At 63.5% G+C, this 23,488-nt stretch carries 24 protein-coding genes; 12 read left to right on the forward strand and 12 right to left on the reverse strand.

All coding sequences use genetic code 11. The features are described from left to right. Position 1: 1 nt before the first annotated feature. The 7 genes from MESOP_RS36575 to MESOP_RS16975 all read right to left on the reverse strand — a co-directional run bounded on the left by MESOP_RS36575 (position 2) and on the right by MESOP_RS16975 (position 6,253). The gene (locus MESOP_RS36575; protein ID WP_013894559.1) at positions 2-1,369 is read right to left on the reverse strand and encodes a xanthine dehydrogenase family protein molybdopterin-binding subunit; all 1,368 of its coding nucleotides are present in this window, start codon (positions 1,367-1,369) and stop codon (positions 2-4) included. Between the two features lie 127 nt (positions 1,370-1,496). Then, positions 1,497-1,979, reverse strand: coding sequence for a (2Fe-2S)-binding protein (locus MESOP_RS16950; protein WP_013894560.1), 483 nt, complete (start codon positions 1,977-1,979; stop codon positions 1,497-1,499). A gap of 59 nt (positions 1,980-2,038) precedes the next feature. After that, a complete protein-coding gene (locus MESOP_RS16955) occupies positions 2,039-2,833 on the reverse strand; it encodes an FAD binding domain-containing protein (RefSeq protein ID WP_013894561.1) in 795 nt (264 codons plus the stop codon). A gap of 11 nt (positions 2,834-2,844) precedes the next feature. After that, complete coding sequence (locus MESOP_RS16960; RefSeq protein ID WP_013894562.1) at positions 2,845-3,288, reverse strand: SRPBCC family protein; 444 nt, start codon at positions 3,286-3,288, stop codon at positions 2,845-2,847. A gap of 114 nt (positions 3,289-3,402) precedes the next feature. Continuing rightward, entirely contained in the window at positions 3,403-4,230 is an 828-nt protein-coding gene (locus MESOP_RS16965; RefSeq protein ID WP_013894563.1) for a helix-turn-helix domain-containing protein, read from the reverse strand. A gap of 225 nt (positions 4,231-4,455) precedes the next feature. Further along, on the reverse strand, positions 4,456-5,454 hold the full coding sequence (locus MESOP_RS16970; RefSeq protein ID WP_013894564.1) for an ABC transporter permease: 999 nt from the start codon (positions 5,452-5,454) through the stop codon (positions 4,456-4,458). A gap of 55 nt (positions 5,455-5,509) precedes the next feature. After that, a complete protein-coding gene (locus MESOP_RS16975) occupies positions 5,510-6,253 on the reverse strand; it encodes an ATP-binding cassette domain-containing protein (protein WP_013894565.1) in 744 nt (247 codons plus the stop codon). Between the two features lie 459 nt (positions 6,254-6,712). Between MESOP_RS16975 and MESOP_RS16980 the strand changes: the two genes are divergently transcribed. Both MESOP_RS16980 and MESOP_RS16985 read left to right on the forward strand, forming a co-directional pair. Continuing rightward, entirely contained in the window at positions 6,713-7,702 is a 990-nt protein-coding gene (locus MESOP_RS16980; protein WP_013894566.1) for a sugar-binding protein, read from the forward strand. A gap of 181 nt (positions 7,703-7,883) precedes the next feature. After that, positions 7,884-8,663, forward strand: a complete 780-nt coding sequence (locus tag MESOP_RS16985; RefSeq protein WP_013894567.1) for a FadR/GntR family transcriptional regulator — start codon at positions 7,884-7,886, stop codon at positions 8,661-8,663. A gap of 84 nt (positions 8,664-8,747) precedes the next feature. Here MESOP_RS16985 and MESOP_RS16990 read toward each other — a convergent pair whose 3' ends face one another. Beyond that, positions 8,748-9,686: an NAD(P)-dependent oxidoreductase gene (locus tag MESOP_RS16990; protein ID WP_013894568.1), complete on the reverse strand. Its 939-nt coding sequence runs from the start codon at positions 9,684-9,686 to the stop codon at positions 8,748-8,750. 119 nt (positions 9,687-9,805) lie between these two features. Between MESOP_RS16990 and MESOP_RS16995 the strand changes: the two genes are divergently transcribed. Then, positions 9,806-10,702: an NAD-dependent epimerase/dehydratase family protein gene (locus MESOP_RS16995; RefSeq protein ID WP_013894569.1), complete on the forward strand. Its 897-nt coding sequence runs from the start codon at positions 9,806-9,808 to the stop codon at positions 10,700-10,702. Between the two features lie 154 nt (positions 10,703-10,856). Then, positions 10,857-11,633 carry a FadR/GntR family transcriptional regulator gene (locus MESOP_RS17000; RefSeq protein ID WP_013894570.1) on the forward strand — a complete coding sequence of 259 codons (777 nt, stop codon included), beginning with the start codon at positions 10,857-10,859 and terminating at the stop codon, positions 11,631-11,633. 9 nt (positions 11,634-11,642) lie between these two features. Here the strand turns inward: MESOP_RS17000 and MESOP_RS17005 are convergent, their stop codons facing one another. Continuing rightward, a complete protein-coding gene (locus MESOP_RS17005) occupies positions 11,643-11,933 on the reverse strand; it encodes a DUF3175 domain-containing protein (RefSeq protein ID WP_023768265.1) in 291 nt (96 codons plus the stop codon). Between the two features lie 179 nt (positions 11,934-12,112). Between MESOP_RS17005 and MESOP_RS17010 the strand changes: the two genes are divergently transcribed. The 7 genes from MESOP_RS17010 to MESOP_RS17040 all read left to right on the forward strand — a co-directional run bounded on the left by MESOP_RS17010 (position 12,113) and on the right by MESOP_RS17040 (position 20,102). Beyond that, a complete protein-coding gene (locus MESOP_RS17010) occupies positions 12,113-13,342 on the forward strand; it encodes an MFS transporter (protein ID WP_013894572.1) in 1,230 nt (409 codons plus the stop codon). Positions 13,343-13,498: 156 nt separating this feature from the next. Then, positions 13,499-14,533, forward strand: coding sequence for an HTH-type transcriptional regulator GntR (gntR, locus tag MESOP_RS17015; protein ID WP_013894573.1), 1,035 nt, complete (start codon positions 13,499-13,501; stop codon positions 14,531-14,533). Between the two features lie 302 nt (positions 14,534-14,835). Continuing rightward, positions 14,836-15,963 carry a sugar ABC transporter substrate-binding protein gene (locus tag MESOP_RS17020; RefSeq protein WP_013894574.1) on the forward strand — a complete coding sequence of 376 codons (1,128 nt, stop codon included), beginning with the start codon at positions 14,836-14,838 and terminating at the stop codon, positions 15,961-15,963. An 80-nt stretch (positions 15,964-16,043) separates the two neighbouring features. Continuing rightward, positions 16,044-17,591: a sugar ABC transporter ATP-binding protein gene (locus tag MESOP_RS17025; RefSeq protein WP_013894575.1), complete on the forward strand. Its 1,548-nt coding sequence runs from the start codon at positions 16,044-16,046 to the stop codon at positions 17,589-17,591. Then, on the forward strand, positions 17,588-18,568 hold the full coding sequence (locus tag MESOP_RS17030) for an ABC transporter permease (protein WP_013894576.1): 981 nt from the start codon (positions 17,588-17,590) through the stop codon (positions 18,566-18,568). The genes MESOP_RS17025 and MESOP_RS17030 overlap by 4 nt, the downstream gene beginning before the upstream one ends. Next, entirely contained in the window at positions 18,565-19,551 is a 987-nt protein-coding gene (locus tag MESOP_RS17035) for an ABC transporter permease (RefSeq protein ID WP_013894577.1), read from the forward strand. The genes MESOP_RS17030 and MESOP_RS17035 overlap by 4 nt, the downstream gene beginning before the upstream one ends. A gap of 2 nt (positions 19,552-19,553) precedes the next feature. Then, complete coding sequence (locus MESOP_RS17040; RefSeq protein ID WP_013894578.1) at positions 19,554-20,102, forward strand: gluconokinase; 549 nt, start codon at positions 19,554-19,556, stop codon at positions 20,100-20,102. On the opposite strand, the gene MESOP_RS17045 is transcribed toward MESOP_RS17040, so the two are convergent. The 3 genes from MESOP_RS17045 to MESOP_RS17055 all read right to left on the reverse strand — a co-directional run bounded on the left by MESOP_RS17045 (position 20,097) and on the right by MESOP_RS17055 (position 23,005). Further along, positions 20,097-21,227 (reverse strand): hypothetical protein, encoded by a 1,131-nt coding sequence (locus MESOP_RS17045; protein ID WP_013894579.1) that lies wholly within the window; start codon positions 21,225-21,227, stop codon positions 20,097-20,099. The two genes, MESOP_RS17040 and MESOP_RS17045, sit on opposite strands and share 6 nt — an antisense overlap. 87 nt (positions 21,228-21,314) lie before the next feature. Then, positions 21,315-21,764, reverse strand: a complete 450-nt coding sequence (locus MESOP_RS17050; RefSeq protein WP_006202816.1) for an RrF2 family transcriptional regulator — start codon at positions 21,762-21,764, stop codon at positions 21,315-21,317. A gap of 254 nt (positions 21,765-22,018) precedes the next feature. Continuing rightward, a complete protein-coding gene (locus tag MESOP_RS17055; protein ID WP_013894580.1) occupies positions 22,019-23,005 on the reverse strand; it encodes a sulfate ABC transporter substrate-binding protein in 987 nt (328 codons plus the stop codon). A 54-nt stretch (positions 23,006-23,059) separates the two neighbouring features. Here MESOP_RS17055 and MESOP_RS36770 point away from each other — a divergent pair, with 54 nt between their 5' ends. Next, positions 23,060-23,482, forward strand: a complete 423-nt coding sequence (locus tag MESOP_RS36770; RefSeq protein ID WP_425339690.1) for an antitoxin — start codon at positions 23,060-23,062, stop codon at positions 23,480-23,482. Positions 23,483-23,488: the final 6 nt, after the last annotated feature.

Raw genomic sequence — 23,488 nt, forward strand, 5'->3', positions numbered from 1 at the left:
CTCAAGCTCCCTTCGCGTAGGAGGACATCGCCATGTATTTCTCCGCCACGGGCCAGTTGGCGGCGCGCGAGGCCTCCTGCATGCATTCGATCAGGGCAGCCCCCTCGGTCGGCTGTCGATGCGCCTTCATGTCGCCGTCGCGATAGGCGTTGATGAAGCGGAATTCGAGTGGGTCCATGCCGATCAGCCGCGCCAGCTTGTCCATCTGCACTTCCAGCGCGAAGTCGCCGATGGTGACGCCGAAGCCGCGCATGGCCGAGGACGGCGTGCGGTTGGTGTAGACGCAGTAAGTGTCGATCCACACATTGGGGATGGTATAGGGGCCGGGATAGTGCCCCGCGCCCTTCTGGGCGCCATAGGGGGAGTGGCGCGAATAGGCGCCGGCATCGGTGTAGCCGGTGACTTTGCGCGCGACGATACGGCCGTCCTTCATGACGCCGTCCTTGATGACGACCTTTTCGGCGGCGCGGGGCGAGGAGATCTGCATCTCCTCCTCGCGGCTGTAGATAAAACAGACTGGTCGACCGGTTAATTTCGCGCCGAGGATGGCGATCGGCTCGACGATGACGTCGACCTTGCCGCCAAAACCGCCGCCGACCGTGCCGCCGACGAAGTGCAGCTTGCTGCCTGGCATCTGCAGGATGATCGAGGTGTTGTCGAGGGTGAAGAACATCGCCTGCGTGTTGGTGTAGCAGGTGAAGCGGTCGTTGCCCTCCGGCGCCACCACGCAGCCCGTCGTCTCTGTCGGCGCATGCTCGATCGGCGAAGACTGGTAGCTTTGCTCCAGTATGTGGTCGGCGCCGGCAAAGCCGGCCTCGACATCGCCGAAACGCACCTTGCGGCACTCGCCGCTGTCGTAGAGATAATAGTTCTGGCCGTGATATTCGTTGACGATGGGCGCGCCGGGCTTCAGCGCTTCCTCCATGTCGAAGACGGCCGGCAGCACCTCGTAGTCGACCTTGACCTTGGCGGCGGCCTCTTGCGCGGCGCGCTCGGTCTCGGCCAGCACCGCTACCACGGCCTCGCCCTTCCAGCGCACCTTGCCGTCGGCCAGGACCGTCTCGTCCTCGGGCCCGATCTGGATCAGTATCAGGATGGTGTAGACGTTGTGGGGCACGTCCTTGGCGGTCAGCACCTTGACCACGCCCGGATGCTTTTCGGCCTCCGAAATGTCGATCGAGCGGATGCGGGCGTGGTGGTGCGGGCTGCGCACCATCTTCAGGTGCAGCATGCCGGGAAAATTACGGTCGGCGAAGTAGGCGGTCTTGCCGGTGACGTGGCCGGGCGAATCCGAGCGTGGCCTGGGCTGGCCGATCTCGTGTAGGTCGTCCTTGCGGACATCGGCGAAGTAGCTCTTGCGCAGTTCCATGCTCTTGGTCCCCTCAGACCATGATGCCGAAAAGTGTGAAGCGGTTTTCGGACGACATCATGCTCTATCTCTTTGATTTAGAATCGGATTCAGGTTTCAGGTCGATTCGACCTGAAATCATCCGGCTCTAGGCGGCGTTCTGCGAATTGGCGCGCGCGGCGGTAAGCACCGCCTGGATGATCGGCTCGTAGCCGGTGCAGCGGCAGATGTTGCCCGACAGCGCCTCGATCACCTCGTCGCGGCTGGGGTTGGGGGTGTGATCGAGCAGCACCTTGGCGGCCATGATCATGCCTGGCGTGCAGAAGCCGCATTGCGTGGCGAATGTGTCGAGGAATGCGCGCTGCAGCGGATGCAGCACGCCGCCCTCGGCGAGGCCGGACGTGGTGGTGATGGCGGCGCCATCGCAGGTCTCGGCCAGCGTCAGGCAGGAGAGCCGGAGCTCGCCGTCGACGATGACGGTGCAGGCGCCGCAAGTGCCCTGATGGCAGCCGCCCTTCGGCGAGGTATCGCCGATCTTGTCGCGCAGGGCGTTGAGCAGCGTTGTGCCGCCTTCGATGAATTCGGTTTTTTCAGAGCCGTTGAGCGTGAATTGAACCGGGACTTTCGCCATGTTTCCTCCTTGCGCGCCTGCCCGAGCAATCGGACAGACGCGCGCCCCCCGACGGATGTTTAACCAAGCAATAGCCGGCCGAGATGGACCGGCAGGACTTCAGCGCGATACCAGGCACTGGCGATCGGATCGGTGATCGGCGAGATGCCTTCGCTTGCGGCAGCCAGCGCTGGGGCGATGCCGTCCTTGGTCAGGCTTCGGCCGAGCAGCGCCTTTTCCGCCGCCCTGGCGCGCATCGGGCGATCGGCCATGCAACCGAGCGCGATCCGCGCCGAGGAGACTGTGCCGTCGGCAGCCCGCTCCAGAACGGCGGCGATGCTGAGCACGGAGACACCCTTGGGCTTGATCCGCGACACTTTCAGGAAGCGGAAGCTGTCGGCACTTGGAAGTGAAAAGCTTACCGAGGTGACTATGACGCGGCTGTTGTTCCGCCCGGCCAGGAAGCCTTCGATGGGCAATTCGCCGTCATCGGTGCCGACCGTGGCATCGAGCGCCAGCAAGGCAACCGCGAAATCGCCATAGGGTGAGGGCGCAAACAGATTGCCGCCGACGGTTGCCATGTTGCGGACCGCCGGACCACCGACGGCGCGCGCGGCCTTGGCGAGCGGGCCCAGTTCAGAATGGCGGGCGATCGCCGCCATGGTCACGGAAGCGCCGATGCGGGCCTTGCCGCCGGCGACCGCAATGGCCGACAGGGCCGGGTCGGTCGACCTGACAAGGCCGGAAACCGAGACGTCGCCTTCATTGGCCGCGCGGATAACCAGCGTGCCGCCGCCGAGATAGCGGGTGCCGGCCGCCTTCAGCGCCGCGTTCGCATCCTTTACCGTTGCAAAAGTCTGCAGTGCCAGCGCCATGGCCCGCTCCTTCAGCTCTGGCCGGCGAAATGGCTTTTCAGGGCGTTGAAGCCGCCCTGGAAGACATTCGTGCCCATGCCCTCGGCCAGCTTGTCGGCGTCCTCGGGCGCGGCGTCGAAGCTGGCTGTCCATTCGGCATAGGTGCGGTCGCCGTCGGTGACGCGCCTGAGCTGCAGCGTTGCCTTGTGGTTGGTCAGCGGTTGCGGCGTTTCCAGGATGGAATAGCTGACGAGGAAATTGTCATCGGAGAAATCGAGCAGTTTTTCGCGCAGGCGCGCGCCGCTGGCGAGCTGGAAGTTGCGCACGCAGCCAATCGTCGAGGCGTCCTTGCCGTCCTCGATATGGCTCTCGACCATGCGCGGATGCCAGCCCGGCAGGCCGTTGAAGTCGCGTATGCGCGCCCAGACCTTTTCGACCGGCGCGTCGATGACGCTTGAGATGGTGACTTTCGGCATATGATGTTCCCTTGCGAATGCGACAGTCGGGCAAGGGTAGGGCGGCCATTTCAAGGGCGCTTATCAATGCGTCTTGGGCGCGTATCAAGGAGTCTGAAAAACAGGCGTCGGGGCTCAGGCAGTTGCGCGCGCGGCCTCGCGGTAGAGCGTCGGCGGCACGCCGACATGGTCGCGGAAGAAGCGCGAGAAATTGCCTTGCGTGGTGAAGCCGAGGTTGCAGGCGACCGAAATCAGCGGCTCCTGCGACCACTGCAGCTGCCGCACCGCTTCCTCCATGCGCAGCGTGTTCCAGTAGACATTGGGCGTCAAATTGGTCTGTTCCTTGAACAAAGCGAAGAAATGCGGCCGCGACAGGCCGACGCTGCGCGCCACGTCGTCGAAGGAGATGCGCTCGCAGACATTGGCCTTCATCAGCTGGATCGCCTTGCGGACGCGGAAATCCTGCATGGTGCTGATGCGGGCGCGCGCCTCCTGCGGCGCCGAGGCGTCGGCGGCATCGAGCACACTGTCGATGAAGCGCTCGATCTCGTAATTGGCGACGTCGTCGATGCTTTCATTGTCGGTCAGATGGTCGAGCAGGCTGGCGGCAGCCTGGTGCAACCAAGGTTCCAGCGTGATTGCCGCCTGCGAAAACAGCGGTGCGGAAGAGGGCAGGTCGCGGCGGCGGCGTGCCCAGTCGGGATCGATATAGAAGGCGAGAAACAGACCGGGCGTCCCGTTCTGCGACAGGACATGGCTGTGCGGCTGGAAGGAATTGATGCCAGCGGCGGTGCATGGTCCGAGCCGGACGGTCTCTCGGCCGATGGTCATCTCGCCGGCGGTGCCTTCAAGCCAGATGATCAGATGTGCCTCGACATGGGCATGGGTGACGAAGTCGCTCGCGACATTCAGGACAGAAACATGTCCGAACCGGCCCCAGTAGAGCCTGATCGCTTCCGTCATGGGTATATCCTCCCGCAGGCGACTGGCCTCCCTTCGCCTGCATCCAGGATTGTGCGGCCGGTTGTCCGCTTCCGTCAAGCTATCGGCTGTTAGCCGATAGCCATGACAGGCCGCTTCAGCCGATTTTCAGACTGAACGATAGGAACCAGAACGAATAACGCTTCGCCCTTCTCACTGTGGGAGAAGGACGGGGTCCCTTGTGGGAGAAGGACAGGCGCTTGAGCTTCAGTCGCTGCGTCTGAAATTGCGGATGCGGTCGAACAGCACGGCCATCAGAATGGCGCCGCCGATGAACACGCCCTGCCAGAAGGCATTGATGCCGAGCAGGCCAAGGCTGTTGCGGATCACCTCGATGAGGGCCGCACCGACGATGGCGCCGAAGGCGGTGCCGACGCCGCCGGCCAGATTGGCGCCGCCGATGACGGTGGCGGCGATCACCTGAAGCTCCATGCCGGTGCCGAGATTGGTGGTGACGGCGCCCAGCCACCCGGTCTGGATGATGCCGGCAATGCCGGCTGAAAGCGCCGAGATCATGTAGACGGCGACCTTGATCTGCTTCACCGGGACGCCGGTCAGCGTCGCCGCATGCTCGTTGCCACCGATGGCGAAGATGTGGCGGCCGAATTTGGTCCAGCGCAGGATGAAGCCGGTGATCAGCCCCAGCAGGATCATGTAGAGCACCGGATTGGCGATGCCGAACACCCAGGCGCCGCCGCCGAGCGCCAGAAGCTTGTCGTGGTCCGGGCCGAATTGGAAGACGACGGTGTTGTTGGAGGCGACCATGGCCAGGCTGCGGGCAATCGATAGCATGCCGAGCGTCACCACGAACGGCGGAAAGCCGAGATAGGCGATCAAAATGCCGTTGAAGGCGCCGATGGCGAGCGCGGTGGCGATCGAAGCCAGGATGCCGACCTCGATCGAGTAGCCGGCATGCATGGTGACGGCTAGCACCATCGACGACAGGCACAGCACCGAGCCGACCGACAGGTCGATGCCCCCGGTGATGATGACGAAGGTCATGCCGAGCGCGATGATGGCGACAAAGGTGATGTTGCGGGTGATGTTGTAGAGGTTTTTCGATGTGGCGAAGGCGTCGGTTGCGAACGACAGGAAAATGCAGGCCAGGATGACGGCGATCACCACCCAGAAGGTCTGGGTGGAGAACAGCCGCGACAGGAAACTGTGCTGCTTCTGTGCGATCGTCTGGTCAAGGGTGGCTGCCATTATCGACCTTTCCTGCCGGCTGCGATACGCGCCAGCCTGGTGAAATTAGCCGCGCTCACGAGACCTGCTCGATGGCGCCAGTGATGAGCCCGGTGACTTCCTCGGGCGAACTCGATGCGATTGCCTTGTCGGCGACCTTGCGTCCGCGCCGCATGACGATGACGCGGTCGGCGACGTCGAACACGTCGGGCATGCGGTGGCTGATCAGCACCACGGCGATGCCCTGGTCGCGCAGATGGCGGATCAGGTTGAGCACTTCGGCGACCTGCCTGACCGAGATCGCCGCCGTCGGTTCGTCCATCAGCACGATCTTGGCTTGCGACAGCATGGTGCGGGCAATCGCCACCGCCTGGCGCTGGCCGCCCGACATCTGCTTGACGAGATCGCGCGGGCGGGTCTCGGATTTCAACTCGGCGAAGAGCTGGCCGGCGCGTTTGTACATGGCGGCATAGTCGAGGATGCGGAATGGGCCGACGCCGCGCCGCAGTTCGCGGCCGAGATAGACATTGGCGGCGGCTGTCAGATTGTTGCAGAGCGCAAGGTCCTGGTGGACGATCTCGATGCCGTGCTGGCGGGCTTCCGCCGGCTTGTTCAGGATCAATTCCTTGCCGTCCATGCGCATGATGCCATGGCTCGCGTGGAAATTGCCGGCGATCATCTTGACCAATGTCGATTTGCCCGCGCCATTGTCGCCCATCAGGCCGACGACCTGGCCGGGCTCGATCGACAGCGACACGTCGTTGACCGCCTGGATGGCGCCGAAATGCTTCGAGATATTGGTGAGTTCGAGAACCGCCACCAGCCTATTGCCTCCCATGTTTGCCGCATACCCAAGCTAGGGTGCTGCCTTCACGTCGCGCTCCCAGATCCTCCCGGAACCAGCGATGACCGGCATTTACGCGAATGGCCGCGCGGGCGTCAATTGTCGCATGCACAAGAAAATCCAATTGTCAGACGAATAGTTTCGTGCTGTTTTGAAAAATCAGTTTTGTAGGACAAATTGCAATTGACGTTGGCCGTCCGCCGTTATTAGCTGGGAGCCGGAGGAAGATACGCTGGTTCCCTTGACGCCATCATCGGCGACGGGAGCGGCTGGAGGTTATTATCGATCGTGCCGGCGAATGCCGGCCCGGTCGTATCTGAAAATGCTCATCGGCCTGACTTGATGGCACGAGCGCTCGCGCCTTCGTCATCTTGCATCCGGGCTGGTTTGTGTGGCGGGCACGCCGTGTCCGTCTGTTTCCAAGGGAGGACTGACATGAGGAAAACACTTTTGCTCGCCGCCGTCGCCGCCATGGCGTTGGGCGCCGGGCCGGCATTGGCCAAGAAGCAACTCGTCATCGTGGTGAAAGGTCTCGACAATCCGTTCTTCGAGGCCATCCACCAAGGCTGCGAGAAGTGGAACAAGGAAAACGCCAGCTCGGAATATGAATGCTTCTACACCGGCCCGGCGTCGACTTCCGACGAAGCCGGCGAAGCACAGATCGTCCAGGACATGCTGAGCAAGGCCGACACGGTCGCGATGGCGATCTCGCCGTCCAACGCGCCGCTGATCGCGCAGACGATCAAGTCCGCCAATCCGACGATCCCGATCATGACCGTCGACGCCGACCTTTCCAAGGACGACGCCGCGCTTCGCAAGACCTATCTCGGTACCGACAACTACCTGATGGGCAAGAAGATCGGCGAATACATCAAGAAGGCCAAGCCGAATGGCGGCACGATCTGCACCATCGAGGGCAATCCGGCGGCCGACAACATCCTGCGCCGCGCGCAAGGCATGCGCGACGCACTGACGGGCAAGGAAGGGCTCTCGGCGCTTGCCGGCGAAGGTGGCTGGACCGAAGTCGCAGGCTGTCCGGTGTTCACCAATGACGACGGCGCCAAGGGCGTTCAGGCGATGACCGACATCCTCGCCGCCAACCCCAAGCTCGATGCGTTCGGCATCATGGGCGGCTGGCCGCTGTTCGGCGCGCCGCAGCCCTATCGCGACCTGGTCGGCCCGCTCAAGGACCGGCTGGCCAAGAACGACTTCGTCATCGGCGCCGCCGACACGATCGGCGACGAGGTGGCGATCGCCAGAGACGGCCTTGTCACCGCGCTGGTCGGTCAGCGGCCGTTCGAGATGGGCTACAAGGCGCCGTCGGTGATGATCGACCTCATCGAGGGCAAGAAGGTCGACGATCCGGTCTTCACCGGCCTCGACGAATGCACCAAGGACACGGTCGACACCTGCATCCAGAAATAGGCTGCAACTTCGGGGCGCCCGGCGACGGGCGCCCCGTTCCATCGAACCTTCAGAAGACGCGGTAGCCGGGGCAATTGGCTCCAGCTTTGACGCGTCCAGAGTTTGAATTCGGCAACGGGATCGGCGCCGCGCAGATCCGGATCGATCCGGGCGACAGACGGCCGAACCTATTGGAACGTGAATGCCGGACGAAAAGGCAAAGAAACAAGCCAGCCGGGCCAAGGTGCAAGCCAACCGCGATCCGGCGGCGCGCAGAGTGGATGCCGCGCACTTTTCGGGGTCTAGCGTCCATGCCTCGCTGGCCAGCGAGATCGGCCTCAGGATCGTGCGCGGCGATTATCCGCCCGGCAGCATCCTGCCCAACGAAGCCAAATGGGCCGAGACCTTCAACGTCAGCCGCTCGGCGGTGCGCGAGGCGATCAAGATGCTGATGGCCAAGAGCCTTTTGGCATCACGCCCCAAGATCGGCAGCTGGGTCGAGCCGAAGGAGCGCTGGAACCTGCTCGACCGCGACGTGCTTGCCTGGTACGCGACCGCACCCGACCGCGAAGCGTTCCTGCGCACCGTGCAGGAGTTCCGTCACATCATCGAACCGGAAGCATCCGCCTTTGCCGCCATAAGGCGCAACGACGAGCAGATGGCCGAGATCAGCCAGGCCTGCCGCGAGATGGGCGAGGCGGCGAACCTGCCGGAACGCATCCGCGCCGATACACGCTTCCACCTCGCCATCCTGCGCGCCTCGGGCAACGACCTGCTGGTGCCGCTCGGCGTGTTGATCGAGTCCGCGCTCGACCATCTCTTCGTGTTCACGACGCGGCAGGTCGGCGACCAGCCGCGAGCGCAGAAATTGCACGAAGCGATCGAGAAAAGCATTCGCCTGCAGCGCCCGGCGGCGGCGCGCAATGCGGTGCACAAGCTGCTTGCGGACACCGATGAAGGGATCGGAAGGGGCCGGCGGTAAGGCCGCCTAGCTGCCCCAGCTCCTTGTTTTGACGCAATTTCCCTGGGGAAAGCGCTACGCACTTTCCCCGGGAAAACTGCTCTTTCAAATCGTCTGCTTCTTGCCGTCCTTCATGGGCATCAGGTCGACGCCGTTGACCTTGCCGATATGGGTGGCCAGCATCGGCACGAACTGCTCGGCCGGGCCTGTGGCATGGGCGCCGGCGAAGGAGTTCTTGGTGGCGTTGCCGAGCGGGTTGGCAATGCCGGCGGCACCCGCCATCGATTCCAGATAGGTCAGATCCTTGAAGGCGTTGGCGATGGTGAACTTGTGCGCGTCGCGATCGCCTTCCAGCGTCCAGCGCATGAAGGTCTGGTAAAAGCCGCAATCCATGCGGCCGTTGCGGATGACGCTGTCGAAACGCGGCGGCGAGATGCCGACCTTTTGCGCCAGGGCCAGCGCTTCGGAATAGATCGCGGCATAGCCCAGCGAGATGAAATTGTTGAGCAGCTTCATGCGGTGGCCGTCACCTGTGTCGCCGATGTGGACGATGCGGCCGGCCCAGGTTTCGATCACTGGCTTCACCCGGGCAAAGAGAGCGTCGGGCCCGCCGACCATCGCGTCGAGCGTGCCTTCCCAGGCTTCCTTCGGCGTGCGGCTCAGCGGTGCGTCGACATAGTCGATGCCCAGCGCCTTGAGTTCGGTCGCCAGTGCCACGGTCGAGACCGGATCGGAGGTCGAGCAATCGACGACGACCGAGCCTTTTCTCAACCCCTCCTTGAGGCCGCCCGGGCCGCGGATGATGGCCTCGACTTCCCGCGAACCGGTGACGCAGATGAAGACGATCGTCGATGCCGCGGCGACATCGCGCGAGGTCGAGGCTTCCTTGGCGCCACGGCCCAGAAGATCTTCCGCCGGTTTGCGGTTCTTGCGGCCGAGGAACGTCAGGGGATAGCCCTTGTCGACGATGTTCTTGGCGATCCCGTGTCCCATCAGACCAAGGCCGATGAAGCCGATCGTCTCGCGCGCGGCAGTCGTGTTCATGTTATCAGTCCTATCCCAGATTATTGATAATAGCGCCGCCGTTTTAGCCCTACGCGGTTGCAGAAAGCAATATTGTCTGACAATACACGGGAATTCCAGAGCCTGTCATGGAGACCACAATGACGAAGCGGATCATGTTCACCGGCGGCAGCGGCAAGGCTGGGCGTCATGTCGTGCAGTATCTTGTCGAGCAGGGCTGCCAGGTGCTCAACATCGACACCAAGCCGCTCGACAATCCCAAGGTGCGCACGCTGATCACGGATATCACCGACAGCGGGCAGGTGTTCAACGCGTTGTCGAGCTATATGGGCCTGCACGAATTCGACCCGTCGCTGCGCCCGCAGCCGGTGGATGCGGTGGTGCATTTTGCCGCCATCCCGCGCATCATGATCACGCCCGACAATGAGGTGTTCCGCATCAATGCGATGGGCACCTACAATGTCATCGAGGCCGCGGTGAAGCTTGGCATCCGCAAGGTGATCGTCGCATCCAGCGAGACGACCTACGGCCTCGTCTTCGCCAACGAGCCGCGGGACCCCAAATATTTCCCGCTCGACGAGGAGTATGATGTCGATCCGATGGACAGCTACGCTTTGTCCAAGATCGTCAACGAGAAGACGGCGCGGGCCTTCGCGCAGCGCAATGGCACCGACATCTACGCCTTGCGCATCGGCAACGTCATCGAGCCGCATGAGTATTCGCTGTTCCCGAAATGGTTCGCCGATCCGGGCTTCCGCAAGCGCATCGCCTGGAGCTATGTCGACGCGCGCGATCTCGGCCAGATCACGCTGCGCGCTATCGAGAAGGACGGGCTCGGCTACCAGGTGTTCAACGCCGCCAATGACGACACGTCGTCGGATCTGCCGACGGCGGAGCTTTTGAAGCGTTTCTATCCAGATGTGCCGGTCAAGGCGGAACTCGGCGAATACGAGACGCTGCTATCGAACCGCAAAGCGCGCGACATGCTGGGTTTCCGACCGGAGCATAGCTGGCGCAAATACGTCAAAACCGCCTGAGGCAGGTCGAGGTTCAGGTGATGCCGGCCTGACCTGAACCTCAACATGCGCCATCGAGCAGCGGAACGGGCTGGGCTGTGCATAGCGGCGGGCTTTGCGGCCCAACGGCCCGACAGTGCTTGACAGCTTCCGCAAACCGGCCTTTCTGAAGTCCATGCGGGACGCAAAGCCGAACAAGGAAAAATCGCCGAAAAAGGCTAAAGCCGCTGAGCGCCCGGCCGGTGTTCGGCGGTCCGACGCGGCGCGCATTCCCGGCTCCAGCGTCCACACATCACTGGCCAGCGAGATTGGTCTGCGGATCGTGCGCGGCGATTATCCGCCCGGCACCATCCTGCCCAATGAAGCCAAATGGTCGGAGACCTTCAGCGTCAGCCGTTCGGCGGTCCGCGAGGCGATCAAGATGCTGATGGCCAAGAGCCTTTTGGCCTCACGCCCCAAGATCGGCAGCTGGGTCGAGCCCAAGGAGCGCTGGAACCTGCTCGACCGAGACGTGCTCGCCTGGTACGCGACGTCGCCGGACCGCGAGGTGTTCCTGAAGACGGTGCAGGAGTTCCGTCATATCATCGAGCCGGAAGCGACCGCCTTTGCCGCCATGCGGCGGACCGACGAGCAGATGGCCGAGATCAGCCAGGCCTGCCGCGAGATGGGGGAGGCGGCGAGCCTGCAGGAGCGCACGCGCGCCGACACGCACTTCCATCTTGCCATCCTGCGCGCCTCGGGCAACGATCTGCTGGTTCCGCTCGGCGTCCTGATCGAATCCGCCTTCGATCATCTCTTCACCTATACGACGCGGGCCGTCGACGATCTCAACCATGCGCAAAAGCTGCATGAGGCGATCGAGAAGAACATCCGCCTGCAGCGGCCGGACGCAGCACGCAACGCGGTGCGCAAATTGCTGGCCAACACCGATCACGTGATCAAGTCGCGTTAGGCCCGGGCGCTAGCCTTCTTTCTCGCGGCCGAAGGCCACCCGCAGTTCGTCCTTGGCGTTCTCGAGCACCTTTTTGCGCGTAGCGGGCAGGTTTTTGCCGGCCCGGTTGATGTAGAAATTCAGCATCGACATGGCGGACTGAAACGGCTCGGCCTTGCGCCTGTGGCTGTGTTCGGCCGATCGCTTGAGCGAGGCAGCGATCTTCTTGGCATCGTCGGATTCGAAGACATGATCCTCGAGATCCATCGCGTTGCTGTGCTCGGTCACCTCGGCCGACCATTTTTCCTTGGCAGCGGTCATGGCTGGGACTCCTTTGCGGGGTTGCTGACCCGAAAACTCCACACATTGGCCTCGGTTCCCGCATTTCTTGTCCGCTCTGGAGCCACGGATTTGCCTGTCGTGGCGCTGCTGCGGTCCGAGAATGCGGCGATAGTGGGAGCGAACGGCAGCCGATTTCGAGATCGCCGACAGGAAACGCCTTGACCCGAACAGACTTGAGCGGACCGAGCCCCGGCATCGACAGTTCCTACGCCTGGATGCGGCTTGCCATTTCGATGCTGCTGGCGACGATCGGCGCCGTGGGCATGTGGGCCGTTGTCGTGGTGTTGCCCGCCGTGCAGGCCGAGTTCGGCGTCGACCGCGCCGCGGCATCGATGCCCTACACCGCAACCATGGTGGGCTTCGCCGCCGGTAATGTGCTGGTCGGCCGCGCCATCGACCGCATGGGCTACTGGATCCCGGCGCTGATCTCTTCCGTGGCGCTATCCGCAGGCCTCCTGTTGGCCGCGCTGTCGACCTCTATCCTGCAATTCACTCTTGCCCAGGGGGTACTGATCGGTGTCGGCACCTCGGTGATCTTCGGGCCGCTGATCGCCGACATCTCGCACTGGTTCAACCGCCGGCGCGGCGTCGCGGTGACAGCCGCGGCGGCAGGCAACTACCTTGCCGGAGCGATCTGGCCGACCATCATGCCGACAGTGATGAAAGCGGAAGGCTGGCGCTTCACCTATGCCGCCATCGGCATCTTTTGCCTGGTTACGATGGTGCCGCTGGTGTTGATGCTGCGGCGCGGCGCTCCGGAGGCCGCGGCCGCCGGCTCGCCGGGAAGCCGGCCGGTGCAGCCGATGCCAATGTCGCCGGCGGCGTTGCAGGCGCTGCTGGTCGTCGCCGGTCTCGGCTGCTGCGTGGCCATGTCGATGCCGCAAGTGCATATCGTGGCCTACTGCATGGATCTCGGCTACGGGGTGGCGCATGGCGCCGACATGCTGTCGATCATGATGGCGGCGGGAGTCGTCAGCCGGCTTGCCTCCGGCTTTATTGCCGACCGCATCGGCGGCGCGAAAACCTTGCTTATCGGTTCGGTACTGCAATGCCTGTCGCTGCTGTTCTACATCCCGTTCGACGGGCTCGCCTCGCTCTATGTCGTGTCGCTGGTGTTTGGCCTGTCGCAGGGCGGCATCGTGCCGTGCTATGCGATCATCGTGCGCGAATATTTGCCTGCCAAGGAGGCCGGCCAGCGTATCGGCATCGTCATGATGGCGACGATTTTCGGCATGGCGATCGGCGGCTGGATGTCGGGCTGGATCTACGATCTGACTGGCTCCTACGCCGCAGCATTCCTCAACGGCATCGCCTGGAATTTGTTGAACATACTGGCCATCGGCCTGTTCATGTGGAAGGCGAAGCACAGGGCCGTCGCAGTCATCTGAGTTAAAGGGCGCGGTGCGCTGCGGAGTGCCTCGGCTTGACAACGGACAGGCACTGCGCGACGCCAAAGGCCGAAGGGTGCGGCAACGGGCCGGTGACATGGCGACAGATCAGATGATCGTATTGCGGGTCCGCTTCGGCGGACATGCGCACGGGCCATGGCCTTGATCAAGCCGCGCTCGCGCCGGGGCGGCGGCCGCCCGACCATATCCGATGTCGCGCGCAAGGCCGGCGTCGGCGCCATCACCGTGTCGCGCGCGCTGCGCGAGCCGGAGCGCGTCAGCCAGGATTTGCGTCGCCAGATCCAGGCCGCCGTCGACGAACTCGGCTATGTGCCGGACCCCAATGCAAGGGCGCTGGCCTCGGCGCGCGCCGAGGTGTTCGGCGTGCTGGTGCCTTCGCTCACCAACAACGTTTTCGCCGAAGTGGTGCGCGGCATCTATGACAGCCTGTCGGCCAGTCCGTTCCGCATCCAGCTTGGCAACACGCACTATTCCGGGCTGGAGGAGGAGCGGCTATTGCAGCTGTTCGGCTCGCAGCGGCCTGCAGCGCTGATCGTGGCCGGCATCGATCAGACGCCGAGTTCACGAAGACTGCTGGAGAATGCCGGTTGCCCGGTGGTGCAGGTGATGGAGATCGGCCCCGATCCCGTCGACATGATGGTCGGTTTTTCGCATCTCGACGGCGGCAGAACGGCGACCGAGCACCTGATCGAGATGGGGTATCGTCGTGTCGGCTTCATCGGCGCCCGCATGGATCCGCGCTCGCAGCGCCGCCTTGCCGGCTACCGGATCGCCATGGAAAAAGCTGGCCTGTTCGATCCGCGCCTGGTCACCACCACGCCGGTGCCGTCCAGCGTGTCGCTCGGCCGCGAACTGTTCCGGGATGCCCTCGCCAAGGTTCCGACGCTCGACGGTGTGTTCTGCAACAATGACGACATCGCGCTCGGCGTGCTGTTCGAATGCCACCGCGCAGCGATCGACGTGCCAAAGACCATCGGCATCGTCGGCTTCAACGATCTCGACATGATGCAGGTGGCGTTTCCCTCGGTCACCAGCATCCGCACCCATCGCTATGAAATCGGCCGGCGTGCCGTCGCCATGGCGCTGGCGGCGATCGGCGGCGACAGGCCGCAGCAGCGGGTCGTCGATCTCGGCTTCGAGCTCAAGCGCCGCGAGAGCACTGCCCGCTGAGTATCTTAGAGTCCGCTGAAATGAGACTTTACAGCCTTTCTTGGTAGCGCTACCATTCCGCGCTCGCGAAAACTCACAAGAGGAACAACTCTGTTTATTATACATAAGCGACAGAATGTTTCTTGTTTATTATGGATAATATGATAGTTTTCGTAGCCGCTTGAGGGAGCGACAAGGGAGAGGATCAGGTCGGCGTTGACCGCCTGAAACAGCGGCGGGCCAAGGCAGGAGGTGCTTGAGCAAGCGCGTCAATTGTACTGCAGCCAACAGATAAATCAGAACTGCAAATGGGAGGAATATCGATGATCAAGTCACTCGTTGGTGGCATCGTTGCCGCCACTGCATTCGTCATGTTGAGTTCGGCGGCGATGGCCGCGGGGCCCGAAGTCGTCAAGGGGCCGGCCGCCGAGCCGGACTGTTTTGCGCCCTGGGCCGCCGATACCCAATTCTTCAAATTCCCCAAGAAGGACGGTCCATACCGCATTGCGCTCGCCAACGGCTATATCGCCAACACCTGGCGCATCCAGATGGTGCAGACCGCCAAGGCCTATGCCGCACAGCCGGATGTCGCCAAGAAGCTGAAGGAATTCAAGGTCGTCTCGACCGGCGAGGACGTTCCGGCGCAGATATCCGCGATCAACAACTTCATCGATTCCGGCTTTGACGCGATCGTCGTCAACGCGCAGAATCCGACCGCCTTCGGACCGGTCATCAAGCGTGCCAAGGAAGCCGGTGTGGTGCTCGTCGCCTTCGACAACATCCTCGACACCAAGGATGCCATCAACGTCAATGTCGACCAGAAGGGGCTTGGCGCATTGTGGGGCAAGTGGCTGGTCTCGCACGTGCCGAACGGCGGCAAGGTGCTCGAAGTGCGCGGCGTTGCCGGCACCTCGGTCGACACCGACCGCCATGCCGGCATCCATGAGGTCCTCGACGGTTCCGGCAAGAAGTGGGCCGTCACCGAGGTGGTCGGCAAGTGGGACGATGGCGTGGCCCAGAAAGCGACTGCCGACGCGATCGCCACCAATGGACCTTTCGACGGCATCACCGGGCAGGGCGGCGATACCGGCATCGTGCAGGCGATGATGGACGCCAAGCATCCGTTTGTTCCGTTCGGCGGCGAAACGGAGAATGGCTTTCGCAAATTCTGCTCGGCGCATGCGGCGGATGGGCTCAAATGCTCATCGGCCGGCACTGGTCCTGCCCAGGTGGCGGTCGCCATCAAGACGGCGATAGCAGCCCTCGAAGGCAATGTCGTGCCGCAGTCGGTCAAGCTGCCGTTGGCAATCGTCGAGGATCCCAACTTCAAGGCAGGCCAGGATTTCTTCCCCGACCAGTCCGACAATTTCTTCGTCGGCAATTCCTTCCCGACCTGCGGCATCAATTTCACGGCCCAGGAGATCATGGGCCAGACCAAGGAAAACAAATAATCCGACCGGCCGATGCCGCGGGAGAAATCCCGCGGCACCGGCCGCTTGTTCCAATCGCAAATTACCCTTGGGGAGGGCTGATGGACGGCGCGGTTCCGCTCTTGCGCATGGAAGGCATATCCAAGCGCTATGGCGGCGTACGGGCGCTGGAGAAGGCTGATCTGTCGGTTTCTGCCGGCAGCATCCACGCCATCCTCGGTGAAAACGGCGCCGGCAAATCCACATTGATCAAGGTCATGGCCGGTGTCGTGGCGCCCGACGAGGGCCGCATGATGCTGGACGGGCGCGAGGTGACCTTCGCTTCGCCGGGTGCGGCGAACAAGGCCGGCATCGTCTGCATCTTCCAGGAATTGTCGCTGATCCCCGAACTCAGCGTCGCCGACAACATCGTCATTTCCGATCCGCCCAAACGCTTCGGCATGATCGACCGCAAGGCGCAGCGCCGCATCGCGGAAGATGCGCTGGCGCGCGCGGGGGCAGCCGATATCCACCCGCTGGCGTTGGTGAAGGACCTGCCGCTGTCGCGCCGGCAAATGGTCGAGATCGCCAAGGCCTTGGCGCGCAAGCCACGCATCCTCATCCTCGACGAGGCGACCTCGGCGCTGACGGCGGCGGATGTCTCGAGGATTTTCGAGGTGCTCAAGCGGCTGCGCTCGGAAGGGCTGGCGCTGCTCTATATCTCGCACCGCATGAATGAGATCGCCGAATTGGCCGACCAGTGCACGGTGTTTCGCAACGGCCGCAATGTCGCCAGCTACAAGGCCGGCTCGAAGAGCGACAATGAGGTGGTCGAACTGATGATCGGCCGCGAATACAGCCACATCTTTCCGCCCAAGCCGACGGCGGTGCCTGCCACCGCCGCCCCCAGGCTCGAGGCCCGCAAGCTTTCCTGGGCCGACCGGCTGGACAACATCTCGCTGACCGTCAGGGCCGGCGAGGTGGTCGGTCTCGGCGGCCTCGATGGCCAAGGCCAGCGCGAATTGCTGCTCGCCTTCTTCGGCGTGCTGCGCGGGCTGTCCGGTCAAATCCTGATCGACGGCAAACCGGTGGCGATCGCCAGTCCATCGGCCGCCCGCGATGACGGCATCGGCATGGCGCTCATTCCCGAAGACCGCAAGACGGAAGGGTTGATGCTGCCGATGACGGTGCGCGAGAACCTGTCCTTCGCCGCGCTCGACCGGCTGTCCAGGGGCGGCATCATCGACCGCACGGCCGAGCAGCGGCTGATCGACGACATGGTCGGTCTTCTGGCGATCAAGACGGCGGGGCTCGACATTCCGGTCGGCGCGCTGTCGGGCGGCAACCAGCAGAAGGTGGTCATCGCCAAATGGCTGATGCGCCAGCCGCGCATCATCCTGCTCAACGATCCGACGCGCGGCATCGATGTCGGCACCAAGCAGGAGCTCTATCAGCTGATGCGCAAGCTGGCGGATGCGGGTGCGGCGATCCTGTTCTATTCGACCGACTATGACGAGCTGATCGGCTGCTGCGACCGGGTGCTGGTGCTCTATGACGGGGCGGTCAAGCGCGAGCTGGTCGGCGCCGAGATCACCGAGCGGGCGCTGATATCGAGCGCGCTCAACATTGATGGCAAGGAGAGCCCGGTGAGCCTGGGAGCAAGTGCGTGAAGGATTGGCGCTACTGGCTGGCCGAGCAGCGCGGAACGCTGCTGGCGCTCGGCATCTTCATCGTCATGTTCGCCATCTACAGCGCGAACCATCCGGCCGGCTTCAGCGCCAATGTCGTGCAGACGGCGGCGAACAAAGGCGTGCTGCTCGCCTTCGTCGCCATGGCGCAAACGCTGGTGGTGATCACCGCCGGCATCGACCTGTCCGTCGGCATGATCTTCCTGCTTACCAATTGTCTCGCCTCCTGGCTGGTGGTGGGGACGCCGATGCAGACGGCGCTCGGCGTCGTCGCCGTGCTGGCGGTCGGGCTGTTGTGCGGCGCCATCAATGGCGCCATCGTGATCTACGGGCGGCTGCAGCCGATCGTCGCCACCATTGCGACGGGCGCTGTCTATTACGGCATCGGCCTTCTGCTGCGGCCCTTTCCGGGTGGTTCGGTCAATGAGGATTTGGCCGATGCGCTGACCGGCCGCGTTTTCGGCGTGGTGCCGGCGAGCCTTGTCGTGCTGCTGGCCGTCGTGCTGGTGGTTTGGGTGCCGTTCAGCCGCTCGGTGCTCGGCAGGGCGGCTTACGCGGCCGGATCCTCGGAGACGGCCGCCTACATGTCCGGCGTGCCGATAAGGCGCGGCAAGTTCGCTGCCTACGCGCTGGCCGGGCTGCTGGCCGCGATTGGCGGCCTGTTCCTGACCTTCTTCACCTATACGGGCGAGGCGGCCTATGCCAGCGGCAACGCCTACACGCTGTTTTCGATCGCCGCGGTGGTGCTGGGCGGCGTCTCGCTGTTCGGCGGCAAGGGCAGCGCCATCGGCGCGATCTTCGGCGCGCTTGCCTTTCGCACCATCGGCGACCTGTTGTTCGTGTTTGATTTCGATCCGCTCTGGCAGCCCTTGTTCCAGGGCGTTATCCTGCTGGTCGCCGTCAGCCTCGGCGCCTTCGCCCTGTTTCGGGTCCGCAACCGGCTGGAGTGGTTCCTGTGAGCGAGACGACCTTGGGCGGCATTGCCGGCCGCATGCCGAAATTCATCCGCCGCGCCGATCCGGCGGTGCTGACGGCTTTTGCCTGCATCGTGATGCTGCTGTTGCTGGGCAGCCTCTATTCGCGCAGCTTCCTGTCGCCTGAATATCTGCTGCAGCAGCTGAAAGTGGCATCGTTTCTCGGCGTCATCGCCACCGGCATGATGCTGGTCGTCCTGCTCGGCCAGATCGACCTGTCGGTACCATGGTCGGTGGCGGCAGGCGCGATGATGGCCTGCGCGGCGGCCGCCTACGGTCCGGTCGGGGTGGCGCTGGCCATTCCGTTCGGCATCTTCTGCGGCGTGCTGATCGGCATCGTCAACGGCATTGGCGTCGCCTATCTGCGCATCCCCTCGATGATCATCACGCTTGCCACCAACGCCGTCGCGCAAGGGCTGATGGTGGTTTACACCGGCGGCTTCTCGCCTCAGGATTCGGCCACCGGCGCCATGCGATACCTGGCCACGGGCTTTGCCATTCCGGCGGTGCCCAATGCGGTGATCATCTGGGCGCTGATCGGCGCCGCGATGGTGTTCGTGCTGACCCGCACCGCCTTTGGCCGCACCGTCTACGGCATCGGCAACCGCGAGCGCGCCGCCTATCTCTCGGGCATCGACACAAGACGCGTGGTGATGATCGCCTTCGCCGTCTCCGGCGGGCTCTCCGCCTTTGGCGGCGTGCTTCTGGCCGGCTATGCCTCCAAGGCGGCGCAGTCGATGGGCGACGCCTACCTCCTGCCGTCGATCGCTGCCGTGGTGCTGGGTGGCACCTCGATCCTGGGCGGGCGCGGCTCCTATCTCGGCACCGTTGCCGGCGTCATCCTGATCACGCTCCTGCAATCCATCCTGTCGGTCATGCAGATGCCGGAAGCGGGGCGGCAGATCATCTATGGCGTGGTCATCGTCGCCATGCTGTTGCTCTACGGCCGCGCGCCGGCAAGCCGCTGACCGTGGACGACAAGGCAGCGCAGGCGCCGTCGGGCGTCTCCGGTTCGGCGCCCCCCGCGATCGTGGTGATGGGCGTCGCCGGCTGCGGGAAGTCGGCCGTCGGAACCGCGCTGGCGGAGGCGCTGGGCGCGATCTTCATCGAGGGCGACAAGCTGCATCCGCCGGAAAATGTCGCCCGCATGGCAAGCGGCGAGCCGCTTACCGACCAGCTGCGCGAAGGCTGGCTCGACGCGATCGGCGAACGTATCGTTGCGTCGGTCGGCCAAGGGCAGGGTGTGGTCGCTGCCTGCTCGGCGCTGAAGCGCAGCTACCGCGAACGGCTGCGCGGCTTCCGCCGCGACATCGTCTTCCTTTACCTTGAGATCGATCCGGCGACGGCGAGTGAGCGGGTCGCCGGCCGCAAGGGCCATTTCATGCCGGCAAGCCTGGTCGACAGCCAGTTCGCCATCCTCGAGCCGCCCGGAATGGATGAGCAGGCGTTGACGCTCGATGCGACGCGCCCGGTCGCCGAACTCGTCACGGATGCGACCCGTTTGCTGCGCCGATCATGAGCCGTCATCGGCACCGATGCTGTGTCGACCCTCTGTCAGGCGTTGGCGACGGGACCACGACATCATCTGCTCGGGGCAATGCTTGAGTGCCTGCAGCAGACAATCACGCTTGAGCAGGATGTAGCTTGCCTGCAGGACCGTGTTCTTGGCTCCATCCCTGGATATACCCGTTGGCGGGCTCGCGGGCACCAACTCGGGGCTCAGGACGGCCCGGTATTGGCTGAAGGGAACCTCTTCGAAGGTCGACATGGCAAACAGAGCCGCCTTGCCCCTGGCGGCGAAATTCGCCGGAGCCGACGCAAGATGCGTCCAGCCGCTCTCGCCCAGAGCGACCTCGGTGAAGGTCGAGCCGGCGTGAATGTTGTTGGTCATCAGCACCACGCCATTCTCCTTCAAGACCTTCTGGATGCGGATGGTGAGTTGATAGACATCGTCGCGGTCGAAGACGAGGCGGCCCTTCAGGAACCGGTTCTCGACATTGACCAGCGGCGGGTTCAGGAAGCGCAGGCCAAACGAAGACTCGGAAACTCCATGCGCGTTGACGCTCACCTGATAGGCCCCGATGCCGGCCTCGTGCAGGGCGCGCTTGCCGAAGATGGTCTGCGAGGTGAACTGATCGCACCAGATCATGGCGCCGTGGCCACGTTGCAAGGCGGCCCGCAGCCCCTCGAGCCCTTCCAGCCGGGTGGTTGGCGACCAGTGTCTGGCGACCAGATGCGCGGCAAGCTGCAGGCGGCGGCGATGGCGGGCCGCGAGCAAGGCCTCGAACAGGCTGCGCGCATCGATATCATCGCCAAGCACTGCGTGGACGGCTTCGGCGTAGGGTGAGAACTCCTTGCTCAGATGCCGCTTCAGGCCAAGTCTGGACACGCGCTGGCAGACCGGCGCCCACCAGCGTACGGGCAAAGCCGCCGCGACCACGAGATACAGGACGGCGAGCAGGCTTTCGCGAGGGTCCCTGTTGGAGAAACGGCGCGGCCTGCCGGGGCGGATCAGCTTGCGGCTGAAAAAGCGCACATCCTCCGCCCGCTCCGGAACGCGAACGTCGGCGATGATTTCAGTGCGGAAGGCGGCCGCGGACGGCGGCTTGCGGTTGCGGGACTTTGCGAACCACGACAGCCTCATCGGTCCAGCCTGTTGTTCAAGACCGCTTTACTGCGTCGATATGGGCCGCGCAACCGCAATGGCGAATGCCGCGCCTCCGGCCGTGGCCTAGATTTGCGACGTCAACTCGACCGGGAAATCATCGTTGTCTGCATCGCGCATGGCAGCGAGGCTGCGGTTGTCCAGCACCTCGGCGATCGCCTGGCGCACCTCCAGCATCATGTGCCGGACCTGGCAGGTCGCCTCGTCGCAATCCTCGCAACGCTGGTACTGCGTACGGCTGGCGCAGGGTATCGGCGCCAGCGGCCCGTCGAGGACGCGCACGACATGGCCGATCTTGATCTCGGAGGCCGGACGGGCGAGGCGGTAGCCGCCTTCCTTGCCCTTGCGGCTCTGGACGAAGCCGGCATTGCGCAATTCGCCCAGGATGGCATCGAGGAATTTCTTCGGGATGTTGTTGGCGACCGCGATGTCGTTGACGAAGGCCAATTGGCCGACCGGAAGACCGGAAAGATGCACGAGGGCCTTGAGGCCGTATTTGCCTTTTTTTGTCAGCATGCCCTGATCAACCCATTGAAGCCCCAACCACCCGCATCTGGCGGCTGTTTGTGTGCAAATAATGACGGCATCGCCGCGCGACGGTATTTCGCGACAACAAGACGCCAAATGGCACGTTAGGCACAAACGCGTTGATTCTTTGTAACGTTTTGCACGAAGGCCGCCGATATTGCGCCGGAAACCGGCCTGCCGGCGCATAAACGAAAAAGCCGGCAAGGCGCCGGCTTTCCCATCCTGTTCAAATCCTGCAACCGTCAGCGGCTGCCATAGGCCTGGTCGAGCAGACCGCCGGCGGCGAAGTGTTCTTTCTGGATCTTGTCCCAGCCGCCGAACACGTCTTCCACTGTCAGTAGGCGGATCTCGGGGAAATCGGCCTTGTATTTCGCGGTCACGGCCGCATCGCGGGTCCGCAGGCCGTTGCGGGCGGCGATATCCTGGCCTTCAGGCGTGTAGAGGAAGTCGAGATAGGTCTTGGCCAGATCGCGCGTGCCGTGCTCGTCGGCGACCTTGTCGACAATCGCAACCGGGAATTCGGCAAGCAGGCTGACCGAAGGCGTGACCTGCTCGAACTTGTCGTCGCCATACTCCTTGCGGATGCCGCGCGTTTCGGACTCGAAGGTGATCAGCACGTCGCCGATCTCGCGCTGCACGAAGGTGGTGGTCGCGGCGCGGCCGCCAGTGTCGAAGATCGGCACGTTGTTGAACAGCTTGGCGATGAACTGCTTCACCTTGGCGTCGTCGCCCTTGAAGGCTTCCTTGGCGTAGGCGGTTGCCGCCAGATAGGTGTAGCGCGCATTGCCCGACGTCTTCGGGTTGGGGAAGATCACCTGCACGTCGTCGCGCACCAGATCGTTCCAGTCCTTGATGTGCTTGGGGTTGCCCGCGCGGACGAGAAACGAAGGCAGCGAATAGAAGGGCGAGGCGTTGTCGGGAAAGTCTTTCTGCCAGTCGGCCGAGACAAGGTTCTTCTTGACCAGGAAATCGACGTCGGTGACCTGATTGAAGGTGACGACATCGGCGCCGAGGCCTTCGGCGATGGCGCGCGCCTGCGCCGAGGTGCCGGCATGCGACTGGTCGATGGCGACGCCCGGATGTTTCTCGACGAAGGCCTTGTTGACCTGGGCGAACAGTTCGCGGCCAACATCATAGGAGGCGTTGAGCAGCTTGTCGGCCGACCACGCTTGGGAGGATGCGAGGAACAGGCCGGCGACGGTGGCAACGCCAAGGAAAAATCGCTTCATGAAAACAGGCTCCGATGCAATGCGCTTATAGCCCGACCATAGCCGCGACGCACGGTGCGCGGCGAGGCATGCGAGGCGATCCATGGCATTGCTGTGCGAAAATACATCGTCAGAAACGCCTTTCATTGGAATTCTGTTCCAGTCAGCCCCCTCTTGCCTTCGGTTTTTACCTTCTTGCATTGCAGCGTCGGGCAGCATTTACAAATGGCATACAAGGAGGCAATCATGCCCCAGCATCGTCATTCAACAACGCCACCGAAGGAGGCGAAACTGTCCCGCCACAACCGCGGCCAGGCGGTGCGCATTCCTGTCGAGTTCGGGCTGCCCGGCGGTAAGGTTCTGGTCAGTCGCGAAGGCAACCGCCTTGTCAAAGCCGGGCTTACCGCGCTGCTCGCCCAATGGGCGAAAGAGCCACCGCTCGGCCCTGAAGACGACTTTCCCGCGATTAACGATCCGCCTGTGCGCAATAGCGCCTGACCCTGA

This window comes from Mesorhizobium opportunistum WSM2075 (assembly GCF_000176035.2).
Taxonomy (GTDB): domain Bacteria; phylum Pseudomonadota; class Alphaproteobacteria; order Rhizobiales; family Rhizobiaceae; genus Mesorhizobium; species Mesorhizobium opportunistum.

Excerpts from the sequence above, each read along its gene's own strand:
- MESOP_RS16960 (WP_013894562.1), bottom strand. The coding sequence starts at position 3,288 with ATGCCGAAAGTCACCATCTCAAGCGTCATCGACGCGCCGGTCGAAAAG.
- MESOP_RS16965 (WP_013894563.1), bottom strand. The coding sequence starts at position 4,230 with ATGACGGAAGCGATCAGGCTCTACTGGGGCCGGTTCGGACATGTTTCT.
- MESOP_RS16970 (WP_013894564.1), bottom strand. The coding sequence starts at position 5,454 with ATGGCAGCCACCCTTGACCAGACGATCGCACAGAAGCAGCACAGTTTC.
- MESOP_RS16955 (WP_013894561.1), bottom strand. The coding sequence starts at position 2,833 with ATGGCGCTGGCACTGCAGACTTTTGCAACGGTAAAGGATGCGAACGCG.
- MESOP_RS17025 (WP_013894575.1), top strand. The coding sequence starts at position 16,044 with ATGGACGGCGCGGTTCCGCTCTTGCGCATGGAAGGCATATCCAAGCGC.
- gntR (WP_013894573.1), top strand. The coding sequence starts at position 13,499 with ATGGCCTTGATCAAGCCGCGCTCGCGCCGGGGCGGCGGCCGCCCGACC.
- MESOP_RS17000 (WP_013894570.1), top strand. The coding sequence starts at position 10,857 with ATGCGGGACGCAAAGCCGAACAAGGAAAAATCGCCGAAAAAGGCTAAA.
- MESOP_RS17005 (WP_023768265.1), bottom strand. The coding sequence starts at position 11,933 with ATGACCGCTGCCAAGGAAAAATGGTCGGCCGAGGTGACCGAGCACAGC.
- MESOP_RS16950 (WP_013894560.1), bottom strand. The coding sequence starts at position 1,979 with ATGGCGAAAGTCCCGGTTCAATTCACGCTCAACGGCTCTGAAAAAACC.
- MESOP_RS17045 (WP_013894579.1), bottom strand. The coding sequence starts at position 21,227 with ATGAGGCTGTCGTGGTTCGCAAAGTCCCGCAACCGCAAGCCGCCGTCC.
- MESOP_RS17050 (WP_006202816.1), bottom strand. The coding sequence starts at position 21,764 with ATGCTGACAAAAAAAGGCAAATACGGCCTCAAGGCCCTCGTGCATCTT.
- MESOP_RS16990 (WP_013894568.1), bottom strand. The coding sequence starts at position 9,686 with ATGAACACGACTGCCGCGCGCGAGACGATCGGCTTCATCGGCCTTGGT.
- MESOP_RS16980 (WP_013894566.1), top strand. The coding sequence starts at position 6,713 with ATGAGGAAAACACTTTTGCTCGCCGCCGTCGCCGCCATGGCGTTGGGC.
- MESOP_RS36575 (WP_013894559.1), bottom strand. The coding sequence starts at position 1,369 with ATGGAACTGCGCAAGAGCTACTTCGCCGATGTCCGCAAGGACGACCTA.
- MESOP_RS17055 (WP_013894580.1), bottom strand. The coding sequence starts at position 23,005 with ATGAAGCGATTTTTCCTTGGCGTTGCCACCGTCGCCGGCCTGTTCCTC.
- MESOP_RS16985 (WP_013894567.1), top strand. The coding sequence starts at position 7,884 with ATGCCGGACGAAAAGGCAAAGAAACAAGCCAGCCGGGCCAAGGTGCAA.
- MESOP_RS16995 (WP_013894569.1), top strand. The coding sequence starts at position 9,806 with ATGACGAAGCGGATCATGTTCACCGGCGGCAGCGGCAAGGCTGGGCGT.
- MESOP_RS17020 (WP_013894574.1), top strand. The coding sequence starts at position 14,836 with ATGATCAAGTCACTCGTTGGTGGCATCGTTGCCGCCACTGCATTCGTC.